Origin of the sequence: Pseudomonas sp. WHRI 8519, from assembly GCF_040224055.2 — a bacterium.
In the GTDB taxonomy this organism is placed as follows: Bacteria; Pseudomonadota; Gammaproteobacteria; order Pseudomonadales; family Pseudomonadaceae; genus Aquipseudomonas; species Aquipseudomonas putida_X.
In genome coordinates, this window is the sequence record NZ_CP167996.1 from 5,653,948 (window position 1) to 5,671,789 (window position 17,842).

Genomic DNA, 17,842 nt, shown 5'->3' on the forward strand with positions numbered 1-17,842 from the left:
GCCTTACGACGCTCGGTAGCACAAAGGCAAGCGTGCAGATCTCCCAGGGTAATTCGCGCGACCTTCCTGCTTATGCCTGTCGGATTTACGTCACAGCGTTCCGTGCAAGTATTGGGCTTTGAAGATTGTTGCCTTCTTACCCCGCTGCGCCGCCTAATCCGCTTCCTGTTCGTCAGGCCAGCATTTTGCCTCGGGCTTCCTTCAGATTCGCAGTCGCCTGCGACACCCTTGCCTCTGGCTAACACTTCCCCTTGCCGGGTGTGTAGAGGACTTTCACCTCCAAGTCACCCACTCGGCCACCACAGCCAAGCGGGTTGCGCTGACGCGCAACGCGCCATGCCTGGCGCACAACAAAAAAACCCGCCTGCCGGTCAAGGCAAGCGGGTTTTTGTGAAGCCTTGCGGCTTAGTAGGACAGGCCGAAGTGCTCTTCGTCCATCGCCATCAGGTTGTTGGCACCGGACAGCATGGTCGCCACATGGGTGCGAGTACGCGGCAGAATACGCTGGAAGTAGAAGCGCGCCGTCTGCAGCTTGGCAGTGTAGAAGGCCTCTTCCGAAGTGCCGGCAGCCAGCTTCTCGGCAGCCAGGCGTGCCATGTCGGCCCAGAAGTACGCCAGGCACGCATAACCGGAGTACATCAGGTAATCAACCGAGGCAGCACCTACTTCTTCGCGGTCCTTCATGGCAGCCATGCCCACTTTCATGGTCAGCTCACCCCATTCCTTGTTGATCGCAGCCAGCGGCTCGACGAACTCCTTGACCGCCTCATTGCCTTCCTGCGCCTGGCAGAACTTGTGCACGATCTTGGTGAAGCCTTTGAGCGCCTCGCCCTGGGTCATCAGCACCTTGCGGCCCAGCAGGTCGAGGGCCTGGATGCCGGTGGTGCCTTCGTACAGCATGGAAATACGGCTGTCGCGCACATTCTGCTCCATGCCCCACTCGGCGATGAAGCCGTGGCCGCCGTAGATCTGCACGCCGTGGTTGGCCGCCTCGAAGCCGACTTCGGTCATGAACGCCTTGGCGATCGGGGTCAGGAAGGCCAGCAGGGCGTCGGCCTTCTTGCGCTCTTCCTCGTCCTGGCTGTATTTGACGATATCCACCTGCTTGGCGGTGAAGTAGACCATGGCGCGGTTGCCTTCGGCGAAGGCCTTCATGGTCAGCAGCATGCGGCGAACGTCCGGGTGCACGATGATCGGGTCAGCAGCCTTGTCAGGCGCTTTGGGGCCGGTCAGCGAACGCATCTGCAGGCGGTCACGGGCGTACTTCAGGCCACCCTGGAAGGCCACCTCGGCATGGGCCAGGCCTTGCAGCGCGGTGCCCAGGCGGGCGGTGTTCATGAACGTGAACATGCAGTTCAGGCCCTTGTTGGCTGGGCCGATCAAGTAGCCGGTGGCGCTGTCGAAGTTCATCACGCAGGTAGCGTTGCCGTGGATGCCCATCTTGTGCTCGATCGAGCCGCAGCTCACGCCGTTGCGCTCACCAACCCCGCCCTGCGCGTCGGGCAGGAACTTCGGCACGATGAACAGCGAGATACCTTTGGTACCGGCCGGGGCATCCGGCAGGCGGGCCAGCACGATGTGGACGATGTTGTCGGCCATGTCGTGTTCGCCGGCAGAAATGAAGATCTTGGTGCCGGAAATGCGGTACGAGCCGTCAGCTTGCGGCTCGGCCTTGGTGCGCAGCATGCCCAGGTCGGTGCCGCAGTGCGGTTCGGTCAGGCACATGGTGCCTGTCCATTCGCCCGATACCAGTTTGGTCAGGTAGGTTTCCTGCTGCTCTTCAGTACCGTGGGCAGAAATGGTGTTCATCGCACCATGGGACAGGCCTGGGTACATGCCCCACGACCAGTTCGACTCGCCCACCATCTCGCTCAACGCCAGGCCCAGCGACTCAGGCAGGCCCTGACCGCCATGGGCGACGTCATGGGCCAGGCTCGGCCAGCCGCCTTCGACGAACTGCTCGTAGGCTTGCTTGAAACCAGTCGGGGTCTTCACGCCGGACTCGCTCCAGGTGCAGCCTTCCAGGTCACCGACGCGGTTCAGCGGGGCCAGTACCTGCTCACAGAATTTCGCGCCTTCTTCGAGGATCGCGTCCACCATGTCGGGCGTTGCGTCCTGGCAACCCGGCAGGCTCTGATAGTGCGCCTCATAGCCAAGCAGCTCGTCGCGCACGAAGCGAATATCACGCAAGGGGGCTTTGTAATCAGGCATTGCGATGAACCTCTGTGATGAGTCCGGTGGGGAGACCGCTGATACCGACCAGCTCTTGCCGGCTTTCGGTCAAACAGTTGTTTGAAACTTACGTTTAGGACTGACCGATGTCAAGGAGGGACTATGGTGCCATTTACGCCGCGAAAGATGGCGTTTATGCCATCACCTTGAAAGACACCCATGACAAAGGCAGCGGGCCTGGCCGCGAAGGCGTCGGCTCAGGCAAAAAATGCAGCCTGATCAAACGCATCCGCGGGCAGGCCCGCTTGCACAAAGCCCTGTGCAGGTTTGTGAATGTGTCGCCCTCAGGCGTAGGTATCGATGAACCGACCGAGCATTTCGTCGGAAGCCTTGGCGACTTTCACGCCCAGTTCCACCTCGGTCTTGCCCAGGGCGAGCTGCACTGTGCTGGTGGCAAGGTCCATCTGCTGGCTGCGGTCGACCGCACGCAGGCGCTCGGCCTGAAAATCGCTGGACTGGCTGGTGGCGGCGCGTTCGACAGAGTTGCTGGCGATCTGGCTGGCCGCCTGATCGACGCGGTTCTGCCCGCTCTGGATGGCGCTGAGGCCCGCGTAATACGCGGAGCTACCGGTGATTTCCATGTCAAAACTCCAATGACGCTGGATGTTAACAGGCCTGATTAAAACAGGCCTTGGCCATAAAGGCCCGTTTAAATCGCTAATGGCCCCGTGCTATCTGATAGACGTGAGGCATGGTGCTTCAGTCCAGCAAGTCCAGTTGCAGATGCTCCGCGACCGCATCGGCAGCCGCTTGCTTGAGCTTGGGCACCCGCCCCAGGCAAGGCGCCGGCAAGCGCTCGGCCAGGCTGGCGAGGTTCTCCTCCAGGCGCGATGTGCGTGGTTCGATGATATTGGCGACCCAGCCGGCCAGTTGCAGCCCGTCCCTGGCGATCGCCTCGGCGCTGAGCAAGGCGTGGTTGATGCAGCCAAGACGCACCCCGACCACCAGAATCACCGGCAACTTGAGGGCAATCGCCAGGTCGGACAGGTTGGCATGACCAGACAACGGCACGCGCCAGCCACCCGCACCTTCGACCAGGGTGAAATCCGCGCCCTGATCCAGCACGTGGCGCATGGCCTTGAGCAGGGCCGGCACCTCCAGCGTCACACCCGCTTCACGCGCCGCCACATGCGGCGCGATGGCAGGTTCAAAGGCAAAAGGGTTGATGGCCTCATAAGGCAGTTTCAGTGTGCTCTCATCGATCAATGCCTGAGCGTCAGCGTTGCGCAGCCCCTTCGCGGTAGCTGTGCAGCCGGACGCTACCGGCTTTGCACCCAGCGTGCTCAGGCCCTGCAGCCGAGCGGCATGCAACAGCCCGGCGGCGATGGTGGTCTTGCCGACGTCGGTATCGGTACCCGCAATGAAATAGGCCTGGCTCATTTCGCTCCTCTCACGCCGTTGGCTTGCGCAACACACCATAGACCACTTGATAGGTGGCGGGCAGCCCTTGCGGCTGGCGGAATGCTTCGTACGCCTGCAGCAGCCCCTGCATGCGGGCACGGCCAGTCAGGCCCGACGGCCGCCCAGGATTGATGTTGTGGGCGCCAAGTGCCTTGAGCTCATGGGTCAGCCCGCGCACATGCGGGTAGTGCAGCACATGCGCCTGCTGATGCAGGCCAAGCGGCTCAAGGCCACTTGCCGCACACAGTCGCTGATAGTCCTCGAACCGGCGGAAGCGGTTGACATGCACCATGCCATCCACAGCCTGCCAACTGGCGCGCAATTCATCGAGGGTGCCAACACACAGGCTGCTGAAGGCCAGCACACCGCCCGGGCGCAATACCCGCCGGGCTTCTTCCAGCACACTGGAGAACTGCGCGCACCACTGCACTGCCAGGCTGGAGAAAACCAGATCGACGCTGTGATCACGCAGCGGCAAGCGCTCGGCGTCGCCTGCCACATGGTAGCGGGCCCCGCCCTGCTCGCCTCGGGCATGGCGCAGCATGCCTTCGGCGATATCCACGGCCACGCCCGTCGCCAGCGTGAACCGCTCGGCCAGCACCCGGCTGAAATGCCCCGTGCCGCTGCCCAGGTCGAGCCAGCGCGATGGCGTCAGTGTGCTCGGTAGCTGCTCCAGCAGGGCCACGCCCACCGCGCGCTGCAAGGCCGCCACGCTGTCGTAGCTGGCTGCCGCACGAGAGAACGAGGCCGCTACCTGGCGCTTGTCCGGCAGCGCGCCGGGCAGGGTTGGACGGGAAAGGTCAGTCATCGCCACTCTCATGCAGGAAACTCTTGATACCCGCCGCCAATTCCTGCGGATACTCCAACAGGAAAGCGTGGGAACTCTCTTCAACCAGCCCGACTTCAACGTCGGGCAACAACTCGCTCAGCGCTTTGGCCGCCTCGGGGGGGACCAACGCATCACTGCCGGCGAACAGGTGCAGTTGCGGGCCGGCGTATGCCTGCAGCGCTTCGCGGGTATCCAGCTTTGCCAGCACCTCAAGCCCGGTGCTCAGGTACAGCGGGTCCGTCTCTGGCACGCCCACGCCCAGCTGACGCAGCAATGTGCGCGGCTGCATGGCGCCGTCACTGCACAGGCTCTTGAAACGTTTGAGGGTTACGCCGGTGTGGCTGCGGCAACCGTCGCGGAAGGTCTCGAAGGTGTCATGGGCCATACCATGCGGCCAATCCGCCCGTTCCACGAAGCAGGGGTTACTGGCCAGGGTCAGCAGCCCGCAACAGTGATCGCCACGCTTGCGCGCCAGCTCACTGGCAAGCATGCCGCCCAGCGACCAGCCGCCCAGCCAGGCATCACTGGGCAGTTTGCGGTCAAGGTAATCGACCCACGCCTGTACATCGGGGTCGGCCAGCTCCGGCAGGGGCGCCAGCTCAACCTGCAGGCGCGCGTCCTGCGCACGCAGGCTGGCGGCCAGCGGCTCAAGCGCCGCAGTCCCCAGGCCCCAGCCGGGTAGAAGGATCAATCGGTTACGCATCGGCGGCCTCCAGCTGTGGATAACAATCGGCCAATGCATTCAACAATAGCTGTACCTGCGCCTCACTGTGCGCAGCGCTCAAGGTTACCCGCAGCCGTGCACTGCCAGCAGGAACAGTAGGCGGGCGGATGGCGGTGACCAGCAGGCCACGCTCGCGCAGCATCTGTGACAGGCGCAGTGCCTGTGCACTGTCGCCGATCAGCAGCGGCTGGATCGGGGTCGGGCTGTCCATCAGCTGCAGCCCGATCTGCGCCGCGCCCTCGCGGAACTGAAGGATCAACCCGGCCAGGTGCTCGCGGCGCCAGGTCTCGCGGCGCACCAGCTCCAGGCTCTTGAGCGTGGCGCAAGCGAGTGCCGGCGGCTGGCTGGTGGTGTAGATGTAAGGCCGTGCGAACTGCACCAGTGCCTCGATCAAATCATCGCTGCCCGCAACGAAGGCGCCCGCGGTACCACACGCCTTGCCCAGCGTACCGATCAGCACCGGCACGTCGTCGATGCCCAGGCCGAAGTGTTCGACGATACCGCCGCCCTGGGCACCCAAGGTACCCAGGCCATGCGCGTCGTCGACCATCAACCAGGCCCCGCGCGCACGCGCCACCTCGGCCAGCGCAGGCAGGTCGGCCAGATCACCATCCATGCTGAACACACCGTCGGTGACCACCAGGGTATTGCCGCAGGCCTTGTCCAGGCGGTTGGCCAGGCTGACGGCATCGTTGTGCAGGTAACGGTTGAAGCGGGCACCACTGAGCAAGCCGCCATCGAGCAGCGAGGCATGATTGAGGCGGTCCTGCAGCACTGTATCGCCCTGCCCCACCAGCGCGGTGATGGCCCCGAGGTTGGCCATGTAGCCTGTGGAAAACAGCAAGGCTCGCGGGCGACCGGTCAATTCAGCCAGCGCCTCTTCGACCTGATGGTGCGGCGTGCTGTGGCCGACAACCAAGTGCGAGGCCCCGCCACCGACGCCCCAACGCTCGGCGCCGGCCTGCCAAGCGGCAATCACCTCAGGGTGGTTGGCCAGGCCCAGGTAGTCATTGCTGCAGAAAGCCAGCAACGGCTGGCCGTCGACCACGACGTTCGGCCCTTGCGGGCTTTGTAACAGCGGCCGCTGCCGATACAGGTCTGCAGCGCGCCGTTCGGCAAGACGCGCTGCAAGATCGAAGGCCATCTCAGGCAGACGCGGCGTTATAGAACAGCTCGCTGCTGCGTTGCTCGACCAGCGCCTGCTCGATGGCGGCCTGGTGCACTTCGTCGGCATGCTCTTCACGCGCTTCAGGCTTGATACCCAGGCGGGCGAACAGCTGCATGTCCTTGTCGGCCTGCGGGTTGGCGGTGGTCAGCAGCTTCTCGCCGTAGAAGATCGAATTGGCGCCGGCCATGAAGGCCAGGGCCTGCATCTGCTCGTTCATCTGTTCGCGGCCGGCGGACAGGCGCACATGCGACTTGGGCATCAGCAACCGCGCCACCGCCAGCATGCGAATGAAGTCGAACGGATCGACATCTTCTTCCTCGGCCAACGGGGTACCGGCCACTTTGACCAGCATGTTGATCGGCACCGACTCGGGATGCTCGGGCAGGTTGGCCAACTGGATCAGCAGGCCTGCACGATCGTCGAGCGACTCGCCCATCCCGAGGATGCCACCGGAGCAGATCTTCATCCCGGCATCGCGTACGTAGGCCAAGGTCTGCAGACGCTCGCTGTAAGTGCGGGTGGTGATGATGCTGCCGTAGAACTCCGGCGAGGTATCGAGGTTGTGGTTGTAGTAATCCAGGCCTGCCTGGGCCAGCGCCTGGGTCTGGTCCTGATCGAGCTTGCCGAGGGTCATGCAGGTTTCCAGCCCCATGGCCTTGACCCCTTTGACCATTTCCAGCACGTAGGGCATGTCCTTGGCCGAGGGGTGCTTCCAGGCGGCGCCCATGCAGAAGCGGGTGGAGCCGATGGCCTTGGCCCGTGCCGCTTCTTCGAGCACCTTCTGCACCTCCATCAGCTTCTGTTTTTCCAGCCCGGTGTTGTAGTGGCCCGACTGTGGACAGTATTTGCAATCTTCCGGGCAGGCGCCGGTCTTGATCGACAGCAGCGTGGAAACCTGCACGCGGTTGGGGTCGAAATGCGCCCGATGCACGGTTTGCGCCTGGAACAGCAGGTCGTTGAACGGTTGCTGGAACAGGGCCTTCACCTCGGCCAGGGACCAGTCGTGACGTGTTGTTGCAGTTGTGCTGGCGCTCATCGGCGTTTCCTTGTTTAGGCTGTAGCTGGCGCCGGGACAGGAATGCCCGCCAGCGCATCACGGATAGCTCGCATAGTCATGGAAGGCCTATGAACTGTCAACCTTGGTTAAAAGCACTGGTTTACAAGTGTACGAATATTGACCACTACTGTTTGCTTTGCGGCGCTTCTGCCCAGCAGCGCCACCCCATCTGCGTGGCGTGCGAGGAAGAACTGCCGTGGCTGAATGAGTACTGCATGCAGTGCGCGCTACCACTGCCAATGGCCGGCCTGACCTGCGCGCAGTGCAGCCGCCGTCCGCCTGCCTTCGAACAAGTGATAGCGCCGTGGTATTACGGCTTTCCCGTGGACACACTGATCAGCCGCTTCAAACACAATCGCCAGTGGCCATTGGGGCGCTTGATGGCCGAAATGCTCAGCCTGGATTTGCGCCACCGCTTTACCGATGGCCTGGCCAAGCCATCGCTGCTGTTGCCTGTGCCACTGGCAAAGCGTCGACAGCGCGAGCGTGGCTTCAACCAGGCAGGCATGCTGGCAAGGTGGTTGTCCAAGGCCCTGGCAATCGACTGCAACGAGCGATGGCTGCAGCGCACCCGCGAAACACCGGCGCAGCAAAGCCTGAATGCCAAGGCCAGGCGGCGCAATCTGCAACAGGCCTTTGCGGTGGTTGATCAAGGCGCGTTGCACGGCCTGCATGTGGCCGTGGTCGATGACGTGCTGACCACCGGTGCCACGGTGCAAAGCATCGCCGCCCTGTTGCGCGGCGCCGGCGCACGTCGGGTCGATGTGTATTGCCTGGCACGCACGGCAAAACCGGGGCAAGCTTGACCGGTCAGTCCCAGATAGGCGCCATCATGACCCTGCCCGCTCTCCTCACCCAGCATATCGCTCGCCGCCCACAGCGCATCGCGTTGCTTCAGCATATCGCTGAGCAAGGTTCGATCACCCGCGCCGCCAAGGCCGCAGGCATCAGCTACAAAGCCGCATGGGACGCCATAGACGAACTCAACAACCTGGCCAGCCAGCCGTTGGTCGAGCGCAGCACCGGCGGGCGCGGCGGCGGTGGCGCACGCCTGTCTGACGAAGGCGAGCGGGTACTGCGCCTGTATCAGCGTTTGCAGGCCCTGCAGGCGCAGATTCTCGAGGCCGCCGAAGAGTCCAGCGACCTTGACCTGCTTGGGCGCCTGATGTTGCGCACCAGTGCCCGCAACCAGCTGCAAGGCCAGGTCAGCGGCTTGCGCCGCGAAGGGCGGCACGACCGCGTGAGCCTGGCGCTGGGTGGCGGGCTGGAAATCGAGGCACTGATCACCCATGACAGCACGTCACGCCTGGAGCTGGCGATCGGCACCATGGTGGTGGCGTTGCTCAAGGCCGGGTGGGTGCAGCTGTTGAGCGCCGCAGATGAAGCCGAAGCAGGCAGCAATGTGCTCAAGGCAACGGTGGAACAGGTGATCGCGGATGGGCATGACACCCGTGAAGTGAGGCTGGCGCTGGGTAATGGGCAGACACTCTGTGCGTTTGCCGAGGCCCACTGGCTGGCACGAGCGGCACTGGCACCCGGTAGCCAGGTCCGGGCGCAGTTCCATCCCTCCCACGTATTGCTGGGGGTACCGGTGTAGGTTGCTCGCGCCACCCGCCAGAGGGCCGTCACTGATACCATGAGCCCCTGCAGCCCACCCCGGAGCCACCATGTCTCACCCCTTCGCGACCCTCACCCCCGACCTGGTACTGGACGCCGTGGAGAGCCTCGGCTTTCTCAGCGACGCCCGGGTACTGGCCCTGAACAGCTACGAGAACCGCGTCTACCAAGTGGGTATCGAAGGCGAGCAACCACTGATCGCCAAGTTCTATCGACCAGGCCGGTGGAGCAATGAAGCGATTCTTGAAGAACACCGCTTCACCGCCGAACTCGCCGAGTGCGAAGTGCCGGTGGTCGCCCCGCTGCAACACAATGAACAGACCCTGTTCGAGCACCAGGGCTTTCGCTTCACGCTGTTCCCCCGCCGCGGCGGCCACGCACCGGAGCCAGGCAACCTCGACCAGCTCTACCGTCTGGGCCAGTTGCTCGGCCGCCTGCATGCGGTAGCGGCCACACGCCCGTTCGAGCATCGCGAGGCCTTGACTGTGGACAACTTCGGCCACGCATCCCTGCGAACCCTGCTGGAGGGCGACTTCGTACCCCGGGAATTGCTGCCCGCCTTCGAGTCTGTAGCGCGCGAACTGCTCAAGCGGGTCGAAGACATCTACGCACGCACGGAGCACAAGGTGATGCGCCTGCACGGCGACTTGCACCCCGGCAACCTGATGCACCGCGACGACGTCTACCACGTCGTCGACCTCGATGACTGCAGGATGGGCCCGGCGGTGCAAGACCTGTGGATGATGCTGGCCGGCAGCCGTGAAGAACGCCTGGGCCAACTGGCAGAGCTGATCGACGGTTACAACGAGTTTCACGATTTCGACCCGCGCGAGCTCCCCCTGATCGAACCGCTGCGTGCCTTGCGCCAGCTGCACCATAGCGCCTGGCTGGCACGGCGCTGGGACGACCCGGCATTCCCGCGCAGCTTCCCCTGGTTTGGCCAGCCGCGGTACTGGGGCGATCAGATCCTGGCCCTGCGCGAGCAAACGGCGGCACTCGATGAGCAACCACTGAAATTGTTCTAAATGCCTGCAAAGGTCTGTCTACAATAGGCGTCGCTGTATTTAGCTACCTAAGCAAGGATTCTGCATGCACGCCGCAAACCCGCGACGCGGGTACATTCTTGGCCTCTCGGCCTACATCATCTGGGGCTTGTTCCCCCTCTATTTCAAAGCCATACAAAGCGTCCCGGCGGTTGAGATCATCGTCCATCGGGTGCTCTGGTCCGCCCTGTTCGGTTCGCTGCTGCTGTTGGTGTGGAAGCACCCAGGGTGGTGGCGCGAGTTGCGCGACAACCCACGCCGCCTGGCCATCCTTGCCCTCAGTGGCGCCCTGATTGCCGGCAACTGGCTGACCTACGTGTGGTCGGTCAACAATGGGCGCATGCTCGAGGCCAGCCTGGGCTACTACATCAACCCGCTGGTGAACGTGCTGCTGGGCATGCTTTTGCTGGGTGAACGCCTGCGCCGCCTGCAATGGCTGGCAGTGGCCATGGCCGCAGTAGGTGTGGCGCAACAGGTGTGGCAAGTCGGTAGCCTGCCGTGGGTGTCCCTGGTACTGGCGTTGACCTTCGGCTTCTATGGCCTGATCCGCAAGCAGGCACCGGTGGCGGCGCTGCCCGGCCTGGTGGTGGAAACCTGGATGCTGGTGCCCCTGGCGCTAGGCTGGTTGCTGCTGCACCCCGCGGCGATGAGTGCACAAGGCAGTTTCTATACCAGCAGCGAGGCGCTATGGCTGATCGCCGCCGGGCCGGTAACCCTGATACCGCTGGTGTGCTTCAACGCCGCTGCGCGGCACTTGCCCTACACCACCCTGGGCTTCCTGCAGTATCTGGCGCCAACCCTGGTGCTGCTGCAAGCGGTACTGCTATTTGACGAGCACCTGTCATCCAGCAGCCTGATGGCTTTCCTGTGTATCTGGGCTGGCCTGGCGCTGTACAGCGTCGATGCCTGGCTGAATCTGCGCAAGCGCACCTGATCAAAAAACGATCAAAACTCTGCAGGCCACGCCGTTCGTGGCCTGGCAGAACATCTCCAGAGGTTATCCACACCCTCGTCCCCGTGGTTTGTGCACAAGCTATTGATTAGTGGCTGTTTTTTGAACAAACAGCGGGAGAGCTTGCCGTCTCTGGGTTAGCGCGGAGCGCCCCCAGGTTATCCACAGGGCCTTCCCCGATTAATCGGGATAACCCGCTAGCGCTTGGGCTCACTCTTGCGGCCGCAATTTCAACTCCACCATCAAGTCATCCGCCAGGCTCTCCAGCTTGTGCTGCAGGTCGTCCAGCGACAAGGTCAATGGCAGCGCCAGCAAGGCATCGGCATGGAACAACGGCTCGCTGCTCATCGGCGCCGGGCGTACTTCGGTGGTGAAACGCTCAAGGTTCACCCCTTGCTCAGCCAGCAAACGGGTGATATCCCGTACGATGCCAGGGCGGTCATTACCCACCAACTCCATCGCGATCGGCTTCCAGGTACAGGAAGGCTCGATGCCGCTTTCTGCGATCAGCACACGGATATCGTATTGCCCCAGGGCCTGAAGCGATTTCACCAGCTCATCGTAGCTCTCTGCCGGCACGGCGACCCGCAAGATGCCCGCGAATTGCCCGGCCATACGCGACATACGGCTCTCCAGCCAGTTACCGTTGTGGTCGGCTATGCACTGGGCAATCCGTTCGACCTGGCCGGCCTTGTCAGGAGCAATCACGGTCAGTACAAGATGATCCACAGGCCTTCCTCTGCGTCGTGCCGCCTGCAGCGGCGGGAATTGGTTCAGTATAGGCAAGGCGCGGCAACCTGCCGCAGGACGGTCTGGCGAACTAATCGTGTACTGTTTCAAGATTTATCTGGAACAATCCACCGGTTTTTTGCGAACATAGCGACTCCCAGCGTGACCCTCCGCGACCTGCTGGTCGCGGCGCGACGCTTTTAGTCTGATGTTCACCGGCCCGCTGCTTCATGTAGTATGCGTCGGCGCGGACTACAAAACGTCGTTACGATGTCTGCCAAGGCGCCTGTGAAAATACGCCAACCGCTCACCAGCCCGTCTGGCGAGCCGCACCCAGCCGCTCTCATGAGTGGTGAGAGCATGTACTGGTGCCGTGTTTAGAGAAGCGCTACAGGCTTAATACAGAAGAGCGAAAGCGAAATAGCTGAGCAAAGGTGAGGCAAGCAATGACTGGATACGTTCAAGTCGGTGGCCTTCAGGTCGCCAAGGCCCTGTACGACTTCGTCAACAACGAAGCGATCCCTGGAACCGGCGTCAAGGCCGATGCGTTCTGGGCCGGGGCAGAAAAGATCATCAACGACCTCGCCCCAAAGAACAAAGCCCTGCTCGCCAAGCGCGACGAGCTGCAAGCCAAGATCGACGCCTGGCACCAGGCACGCAAAGGCCAGGCACACGACGCCGTCGCCTATAAAAGCTTCCTTCAGGAAATCGGCTATCTGCTGCCACAAGCCGACGATTTCCAAGCCACCACCCAGAACGTGGACGAAGAAATTGCCCACATGGCAGGCCCACAGCTGGTCGTGCCGGTGATGAACGCCCGCTTTGCCCTGAACGCCGCCAACGCCCGCTGGGGCTCGCTGTACGACGCACTGTACGGCACCGATGTCATCAGCGATGAAGGTGGCGCAGAAAAAGGCCAGGGCTATAACAAGGTCCGCGGCAACAAGGTCATCGCCTTCGCCCGCGCCTTCCTCGACGAAGCCGCGCCGCTGGCTGCTGGCTCGCACGTCGACTCCACCGCTTACCGCATCGAAGGCGGCAAGCTGGTCGTTGCCCTCAAGGGCGGCAGCAACAGCGGCCTGCGGGACGACGCCCAGCTGATCGGTTTCCATGGCGATGCCGCCGCGCCAACCGCCGTGCTGCTCAAGCACAATGGCCTGCACCTGGAAATCCAGGTCGATGCCAGCACCCCGGTCGGCAGCACTGATGCCGCCGGTGTGAAAGACATCCTGATGGAATCGGCGCTGACCACCATCATGGACTGTGAAGACTCGGTCGCTGCCGTCGATGCCGACGACAAGGTCATCGTCTACCGCAACTGGCTGGGCCTGATGAAAGGCGACCTGGCCGAGAGCGTCAGCAAAGGCGGCAAGACCTTCACCCGCACCATGAACCCCGACCGCGAGTACACAGCGCCCAATGGCGGCACCGTAACCCTCCACGGTCGTTCGCTGCTGTTCGTGCGTAACGTGGGTCATTTGATGACCAACCCGGCAATTCTCGATGCCCAAGGCAACGAGATTCCCGAAGGCATCCAGGATGGTCTTTTCACCAACCTGATCGCCCTGCACAACCTCAACGGCAACACCAGCCGCAAGAACACCCGTACCGGTAGCGTCTACATCGTCAAACCGAAAATGCACGGCCCTGAAGAAGTGGCGTTCGCCGCCGAGATCTTCAGCCGCGTCGAAGACCTGCTGGGCATGCCGCGCAACACCGTCAAGGTCGGCATCATGGACGAGGAGCGCCGTACCACGGTCAACCTCAAGGCCTGCATCAAGTCGGCAGCCGAGCGTGTGGTGTTCATCAACACCGGCTTCCTCGACCGTACCGGTGACGAAATCCACACCTCCATGGAGGCCGGCGCCGTGGTGCGCAAAGGCGCCATGAAGAATGAAAAGTGGATCGGCGCCTACGAGAACAACAACGTAGACGTTGGCCTTGCCACCGGCCTGCAAGGCCGTGCGCAGATCGGCAAAGGCATGTGGGCCATGCCGGACCTGATGGCCGCCATGCTCGAGCAGAAGATCGCTCACCCGCTGGCCGGCGCCAACACCGCCTGGGTTCCGTCACCGACCGCCGCCACCCTGCACGCGCTGCACTACCACAAAGTCGATGTGCAGGCGCGTCAGCGCGAGCTGGCTAGCCGCACCCCGGCTTCGGTCGACGACATCCTGACCATCCCGCTGGCAGCTGACACCAACTGGTCGGCCGAAGAGATCCGCAACGAGCTGGACAACAACGCCCAGGGCATCCTTGGCTACGTAGTTCGCTGGATCGACCAGGGCGTGGGTTGTTCCAAAGTGCCCGACATCAACGATGTGGGCCTGATGGAAGACCGCGCTACCCTGCGTATCTCGGCCCAGTTGCTGGCCAACTGGCTGCGCCATGGCGTGGTTACCCAGGAGCAGGTGCTGGAAAGCCTCAAGCGCATGGCAGCCGTTGTCGACAAGCAGAATGCCGGTGACGCCCTGTACCGCCCGATGGCGCCGAACTTCGACGACAACATTGCATTCCAGGCTGCAGTGGAACTGGTGGTGGAGGGTGCCAAGCAACCGAACGGTTATACCGAGCCGGTCCTGCACCGTCGCCGCCGCGAGTTCAAGGCGCGTAACGGGCTGTAATCTGCAACGGGCCGCTCGCCGGCCCGATCGCAGGCAAGCCGGCGCTCACAGGCACATCACTGGCCTCAAAGGGTGTGATGAACTTGTGCGCGCCGGCTCGCCGGCGAACGGCCAGAACAGCCACCTGAGCTACCCTAGCTGCAACTCTTTCTTCACCAACCCCAGCAATTTCCCCAGATCCACCGGTTTGAGCAGAAAGTCCACCACCCCCAGGTGCATCACATCCACCGCCTCCTTCACATCGGTGTCGCCTGACACCACGATGATCGACAACGCCGCGCGTTCCGACTCACGAATCTGCCGAATCAGCTCCAGGCCATCCTTGGGCTCCATGCGCAGGTCGGTGATCATCAGGGCGATGCGCGGTTCGTAATGCAGTTTGAACATCGCCTCCTGGGCACCATCGGCCTTCATGCAGTCGATCCCTCTGCTCTTGAGGTAAAGGCACAAAGCCTCGCTGTTCACCGGGTTGTCATCAACCACCAATACCACCGGCCTGGATGCGACGGGCGCACTCAGACCGGCCAATGCCTCGCGCTCGGCGTCACTCAGGATGTCGTCATGCTCAACCATGGTCGTCTCATCAAATAGTCTTGCTCATCGGTAAGACCGCAGCTTGCGATATTGATCACATTACGCTCATAGACTTACGTCCAATGGGCACCGCACGGCCGTCAGCCGACCATGGGGGCCGAGAACAACAAGGCCGCACCTATATATAGATATATATAGTTCGGCGTAGCGATACGGTCAGTGTCATGAGCAAAAACGACGCCTACAGCCAGGCGGGCAGAACCGCAGTTCTGCAAAACATTCAGGGCACCTTGCAGTTTTTGCAGCGTTTCCCGCCGTTCAACCAAATGGAACACAGCCACCTGGCGTTCCTGGTGGAACAGTGCCAGTTGCGTTTCTACGCCAGCGGGGAAAGCATCATCAAACCCGCCGACGGCCCGGTGGAGCACTTCTACATCGTCAAGCAGGGCCGCGTGGTCGGTGAGCGCCAGCACCTGGTCAAGCCCGGCGTGGAAACCACCTTCGAGATCACCAGCGGGGAGTGCTTCCCGCTGGCCGCCCTGCTTGGCGAACGCGCTACCCGCACCGAGCACCTGGCAGGCGAGGACACGTTCTGCCTGCAATTGAACAAAGCCGCCTTCATCCGTGTGTTCTCCCTGTCGGATGTGTTTCGGGATTTTGCGCTGCGCGGCGTCAGTAGCTTGCTCGACCAGGTCAATCAACAGGTACGTCAGCAAGCGGTGGAAACGCTCGGCACCCAATACTCGCTGAACACCCCGCTGGGTGAACTGGCCATGCGTCACCCGGTGGTCTGCACCCCGAACACGCCGCTGCGCGACGCCGTGCGGTCGATGCACGAGCAGCAGGTCGGCAGCATCGTGGTGGTGGATGCGCAGCGTTACCCGGTGGGCATTTTCACCCTGCGTGACCTGCGCCAGGTGGTGGCCACTGTCGATGCCGACCTCGGCAGCGCCATCGAGCGGCACATGACCGCCAAACCGTTCTACCTCAGCCCGCGGGCCAGTGCCTTCGACGCGGCCATGGCCATGACCGAGCGGCACATCGCCCATGTTTGCCTGGTGGACAACCAGCGCCTGTGCGGCGTGGTCTCGGAGCGCGACCTGTTCTCCCTGCAACGGGTCGACCTCGTGCACCTGGCCCGCACCATCCGCCATGCACCGCGCCTGGACTCGCTGGTAGCGCTGCGTGGGGAGATCGGCCAGCTGGTCGAACGCATGCTTGCCCACGGCGCCTCCTCGACCCAGATCACCCAGATCATCACCCTGCTCAACGACCACACGGTCTGCCGGGTCATCGAACTGGCTCTGGCCGAACGTGGCGACCCTGGGGTGCCATTCAGCTGGCTGTGCTTTGGCAGCGAAGGGCGCCGTGAGCAGACCCTGCATACCGACCAGGACAACGGCATCCTGTTCGAGGCGGCTGATAGCCGCGAAGCCGAAGCCATTCGCGCCCGTCTGCTGCCGCTGGCCCACTACATCAACCAATGCCTGGCCCAATGTGGCTTCACCCTGTGCAAGGGGAACGTCATGGCGGGCAACCCCGAGCTGTGCCTGTCGCGCGCTGAATGGGCACGACGTTTCGCTGGTTTCATCCGTGAAGCCAGCCCAGAGAACCTGCTCGGCTCGAGCATTTATTTCGACCTGCGTGTGGTCTGGGGCGACGAACAGGGTTGCGAACAGCTGCGCCAAAGCGTGCTTGAACAAGTTGCCGAAAACCGCATCTTCCAGCGCATGATGGCCGACAACGCCCTGCGTCAGCGGCCTCCGGTAGGCCGCCTGCGCGAATTCGTCCTGACCCGCCAAGGCAACGACAAGGCCGCTACCCTGGACCTCAAGGTCCAAGGCCTGACCCCCTTCGTCGATGGTGCGCGGCTGCTCGCCCTGGCCAACGGCATCGGCGCCTGCAACACCCTGGAGCGCCTGCGCCAGTTGGTCGACAAAGGCGTTATCCAGGCGCTCGACGGCGCGGCCTACGAAGAGGCCTACCATTTCATCCAGCAAACGCGCATGCAGCAGCACCAGCGCCAGACCCGCGACAATCAGCCTTATTCCAACCGCCTCGATCCGGACAGCCTCAACCATCTGGACCGGCGTATCCTGCGTGAGTCCCTGCGCCAGGCGCAGCGCCTGCAAAGCAGCCTGGCCCTGCGGTACCAGCTATGAGCCTGTTCGCCTGGCTACGGCCTGCCGCCCCGGCCCTGGACGATGCGCTGCATCAACGCCTGGCGCGCCTGCCAAAACCCGCACCGCTGGGCGTGTGCTCGCTGCGTGAGCAGCGCTGGGTGGTGCTGGACCTTGAGACCAGCGGCCTGAACCCCAACCGCGATCAGGTCTTGTCGATCGGTGCCGTAGCCATCGAAGACGGCGCCATCGACTTTTCCCAGCAGTTCGAGCGCACCCTGCACCGCCCGGCCCAGAAAACCAACGCCAGTGTACTCATCCATGGCTTGGGCCCGAGCGCCCTGGCTGCTGGCAGCGACCCAGCCGAGGCGTTGCTCGAACTGCTCGAGTTCATGGGTGACAGCCCGGTGCTGGCGTTTCATGCACCTTTCGACCAACGCATGCTGGCTCGGGCGTTGAAAGAAACCCTTGGCCATCGCCTGCAGCAGCCGTTCCTGGATGTCGCTGAACTGGCGCCCATGCTCAACCCGGACACGGTACTGCGCGAAGCAGGGCTGGATGACTGGGTGGCACGCTTCGGGCTGCAGGTGGATGAGCGCCACCACGCCAGCGCCGATGCCCAAGTCACTGCTGAACTGGCGTTGATCCTGTTCAGCCAGGCGCGTCGCCAGCAGTTGGACAGCCCATTGCAGCTGGAGCAGCGCTTGCGCGGGTGGCGCCGGCGCAATGTGCAGGGGCACGGGCTTTAGAAACCTGTGCGTTGAAGGCGCTGCCCTGTGAGATCGGGCGCAGCCCCCCTGATAGTGGCAACC

At 63.0% G+C, this 17,842-nt stretch carries 16 protein-coding genes; 7 read left to right on the forward strand and 9 right to left on the reverse strand.

Annotated elements, in window-relative coordinates:
- Positions 1-405: 405 nt before the first annotated feature.
- The 7 genes from ABRP30_RS25940 to bioB all read right to left on the reverse strand — a co-directional run bounded on the left by ABRP30_RS25940 (position 406) and on the right by bioB (position 7,390).
- Complete coding sequence (locus ABRP30_RS25940; protein ID WP_241805680.1) at positions 406-2,211, reverse strand: phenylacyl-CoA dehydrogenase; 1,806 nt, start codon at positions 2,209-2,211, stop codon at positions 406-408.
- Positions 2,212-2,516: 305 nt separating this feature from the next.
- Entirely contained in the window at positions 2,517-2,813 is a 297-nt protein-coding gene (locus ABRP30_RS25945) for a pyrroloquinoline quinone biosynthesis protein PqqE (RefSeq protein WP_267819264.1), read from the reverse strand.
- Between the two features lie 118 nt (positions 2,814-2,931).
- The gene (bioD, locus tag ABRP30_RS25950; protein ID WP_241805678.1) at positions 2,932-3,612 is read right to left on the reverse strand and encodes a dethiobiotin synthase; all 681 of its coding nucleotides are present in this window, start codon (positions 3,610-3,612) and stop codon (positions 2,932-2,934) included.
- 10 nt (positions 3,613-3,622) lie between these two features.
- Positions 3,623-4,441, reverse strand: a complete 819-nt coding sequence (bioC, locus tag ABRP30_RS25955) for a malonyl-ACP O-methyltransferase BioC (protein ID WP_267819267.1) — start codon at positions 4,439-4,441, stop codon at positions 3,623-3,625.
- Entirely contained in the window at positions 4,434-5,165 is a 732-nt protein-coding gene (locus ABRP30_RS25960; RefSeq protein WP_267819269.1) for an alpha/beta fold hydrolase, read from the reverse strand. The genes bioC and ABRP30_RS25960 overlap by 8 nt, the downstream gene beginning before the upstream one ends.
- A complete protein-coding gene (gene bioF, locus ABRP30_RS25965) occupies positions 5,158-6,330 on the reverse strand; it encodes an 8-amino-7-oxononanoate synthase (protein ID WP_349976595.1) in 1,173 nt (390 codons plus the stop codon). The genes ABRP30_RS25960 and bioF overlap by 8 nt, the downstream gene beginning before the upstream one ends.
- A 1-nt stretch (position 6,331) precedes the next feature.
- Positions 6,332-7,390, reverse strand: coding sequence for a biotin synthase BioB (gene bioB / locus ABRP30_RS25970; RefSeq protein ID WP_039602863.1), 1,059 nt, complete (start codon positions 7,388-7,390; stop codon positions 6,332-6,334).
- An 89-nt stretch (positions 7,391-7,479) separates the two neighbouring features.
- Between bioB and ABRP30_RS25975 the strand changes: the two genes are divergently transcribed.
- The 4 genes from ABRP30_RS25975 to rarD all read left to right on the forward strand — a co-directional run bounded on the left by ABRP30_RS25975 (position 7,480) and on the right by rarD (position 11,005).
- Positions 7,480-8,217 (forward strand): ComF family protein, encoded by a 738-nt coding sequence (locus tag ABRP30_RS25975; protein WP_349976594.1) that lies wholly within the window; start codon positions 7,480-7,482, stop codon positions 8,215-8,217.
- 26 nt (positions 8,218-8,243) lie between these two features.
- Positions 8,244-9,008, forward strand: coding sequence for a TOBE domain-containing protein (locus ABRP30_RS25980; RefSeq protein WP_267819276.1), 765 nt, complete (start codon positions 8,244-8,246; stop codon positions 9,006-9,008).
- A 70-nt stretch (positions 9,009-9,078) separates the two neighbouring features.
- Positions 9,079-10,053, forward strand: a complete 975-nt coding sequence (locus ABRP30_RS25985) for a serine/threonine protein kinase (RefSeq protein WP_241805672.1) — start codon at positions 9,079-9,081, stop codon at positions 10,051-10,053.
- Between the two features lie 64 nt (positions 10,054-10,117).
- A complete protein-coding gene (gene rarD / locus ABRP30_RS25990) occupies positions 10,118-11,005 on the forward strand; it encodes an EamA family transporter RarD (RefSeq protein WP_267819278.1) in 888 nt (295 codons plus the stop codon).
- A gap of 228 nt (positions 11,006-11,233) precedes the next feature.
- Here rarD and ABRP30_RS25995 read toward each other — a convergent pair whose 3' ends face one another.
- Positions 11,234-11,752, reverse strand: a complete 519-nt coding sequence (locus ABRP30_RS25995; protein ID WP_241805670.1) for a glycine cleavage system protein R — start codon at positions 11,750-11,752, stop codon at positions 11,234-11,236.
- Positions 11,753-12,198: 446 nt separating this feature from the next.
- On the opposite strand from ABRP30_RS25995, the gene ABRP30_RS26000 reads away from it, so the two are divergent.
- Positions 12,199-14,376 carry a malate synthase G gene (locus tag ABRP30_RS26000; protein ID WP_241805669.1) on the forward strand — a complete coding sequence of 726 codons (2,178 nt, stop codon included), beginning with the start codon at positions 12,199-12,201 and terminating at the stop codon, positions 14,374-14,376.
- Positions 14,377-14,505: 129 nt separating this feature from the next.
- Here ABRP30_RS26000 and ABRP30_RS26005 read toward each other — a convergent pair whose 3' ends face one another.
- Positions 14,506-14,949 (reverse strand): response regulator, encoded by a 444-nt coding sequence (locus ABRP30_RS26005; protein ID WP_241805668.1) that lies wholly within the window; start codon positions 14,947-14,949, stop codon positions 14,506-14,508.
- Positions 14,950-15,134: 185 nt separating this feature from the next.
- On the opposite strand from ABRP30_RS26005, the gene ABRP30_RS26010 reads away from it, so the two are divergent.
- The gene (locus ABRP30_RS26010; protein ID WP_349976593.1) at positions 15,135-17,072 is read left to right on the forward strand and encodes a putative nucleotidyltransferase substrate binding domain-containing protein; all 1,938 of its coding nucleotides are present in this window, start codon (positions 15,135-15,137) and stop codon (positions 17,070-17,072) included.
- Complete coding sequence (locus tag ABRP30_RS26015; RefSeq protein WP_267819281.1) at positions 17,069-17,779, forward strand: PolC-type DNA polymerase III; 711 nt, start codon at positions 17,069-17,071, stop codon at positions 17,777-17,779. The genes ABRP30_RS26010 and ABRP30_RS26015 overlap by 4 nt, the downstream gene beginning before the upstream one ends.
- The last annotated feature ends 63 nt before the right edge of the window (positions 17,780-17,842 follow it).

Coding starts and splice junctions, on each gene's coding strand:
- ABRP30_RS25940 (WP_241805680.1), bottom strand. CDS start 2,211: ATGCCTGATTACAAAGCCCCCTTGCGTGATATTCGCTTCGTGCGCGAC.
- ABRP30_RS25945 (WP_267819264.1), bottom strand. CDS start 2,813: ATGGAAATCACCGGTAGCTCCGCGTATTACGCGGGCCTCAGCGCCATC.
- bioD (WP_241805678.1), bottom strand. CDS start 3,612: ATGAGCCAGGCCTATTTCATTGCGGGTACCGATACCGACGTCGGCAAG.
- bioC (WP_267819267.1), bottom strand. CDS start 4,441: ATGACTGACCTTTCCCGTCCAACCCTGCCCGGCGCGCTGCCGGACAAG.
- ABRP30_RS25960 (WP_267819269.1), bottom strand. CDS start 5,165: ATGCGTAACCGATTGATCCTTCTACCCGGCTGGGGCCTGGGGACTGCG.
- bioF (WP_349976595.1), bottom strand. CDS start 6,330: ATGGCCTTCGATCTTGCAGCGCGTCTTGCCGAACGGCGCGCTGCAGAC.
- bioB (WP_039602863.1), bottom strand. CDS start 7,390: ATGAGCGCCAGCACAACTGCAACAACACGTCACGACTGGTCCCTGGCC.
- ABRP30_RS25975 (WP_349976594.1), top strand. CDS start 7,480: ATGAACTGTCAACCTTGGTTAAAAGCACTGGTTTACAAGTGTACGAAT.
- ABRP30_RS25980 (WP_267819276.1), top strand. CDS start 8,244: ATGACCCTGCCCGCTCTCCTCACCCAGCATATCGCTCGCCGCCCACAG.
- ABRP30_RS25985 (WP_241805672.1), top strand. CDS start 9,079: ATGTCTCACCCCTTCGCGACCCTCACCCCCGACCTGGTACTGGACGCC.
- rarD (WP_267819278.1), top strand. CDS start 10,118: ATGCACGCCGCAAACCCGCGACGCGGGTACATTCTTGGCCTCTCGGCC.
- ABRP30_RS26000 (WP_241805669.1), top strand. CDS start 12,199: ATGACTGGATACGTTCAAGTCGGTGGCCTTCAGGTCGCCAAGGCCCTG.
- ABRP30_RS26005 (WP_241805668.1), bottom strand. CDS start 14,949: ATGGTTGAGCATGACGACATCCTGAGTGACGCCGAGCGCGAGGCATTG.
- ABRP30_RS26010 (WP_349976593.1), top strand. CDS start 15,135: ATGAGCAAAAACGACGCCTACAGCCAGGCGGGCAGAACCGCAGTTCTG.
- ABRP30_RS26015 (WP_267819281.1), top strand. CDS start 17,069: ATGAGCCTGTTCGCCTGGCTACGGCCTGCCGCCCCGGCCCTGGACGAT.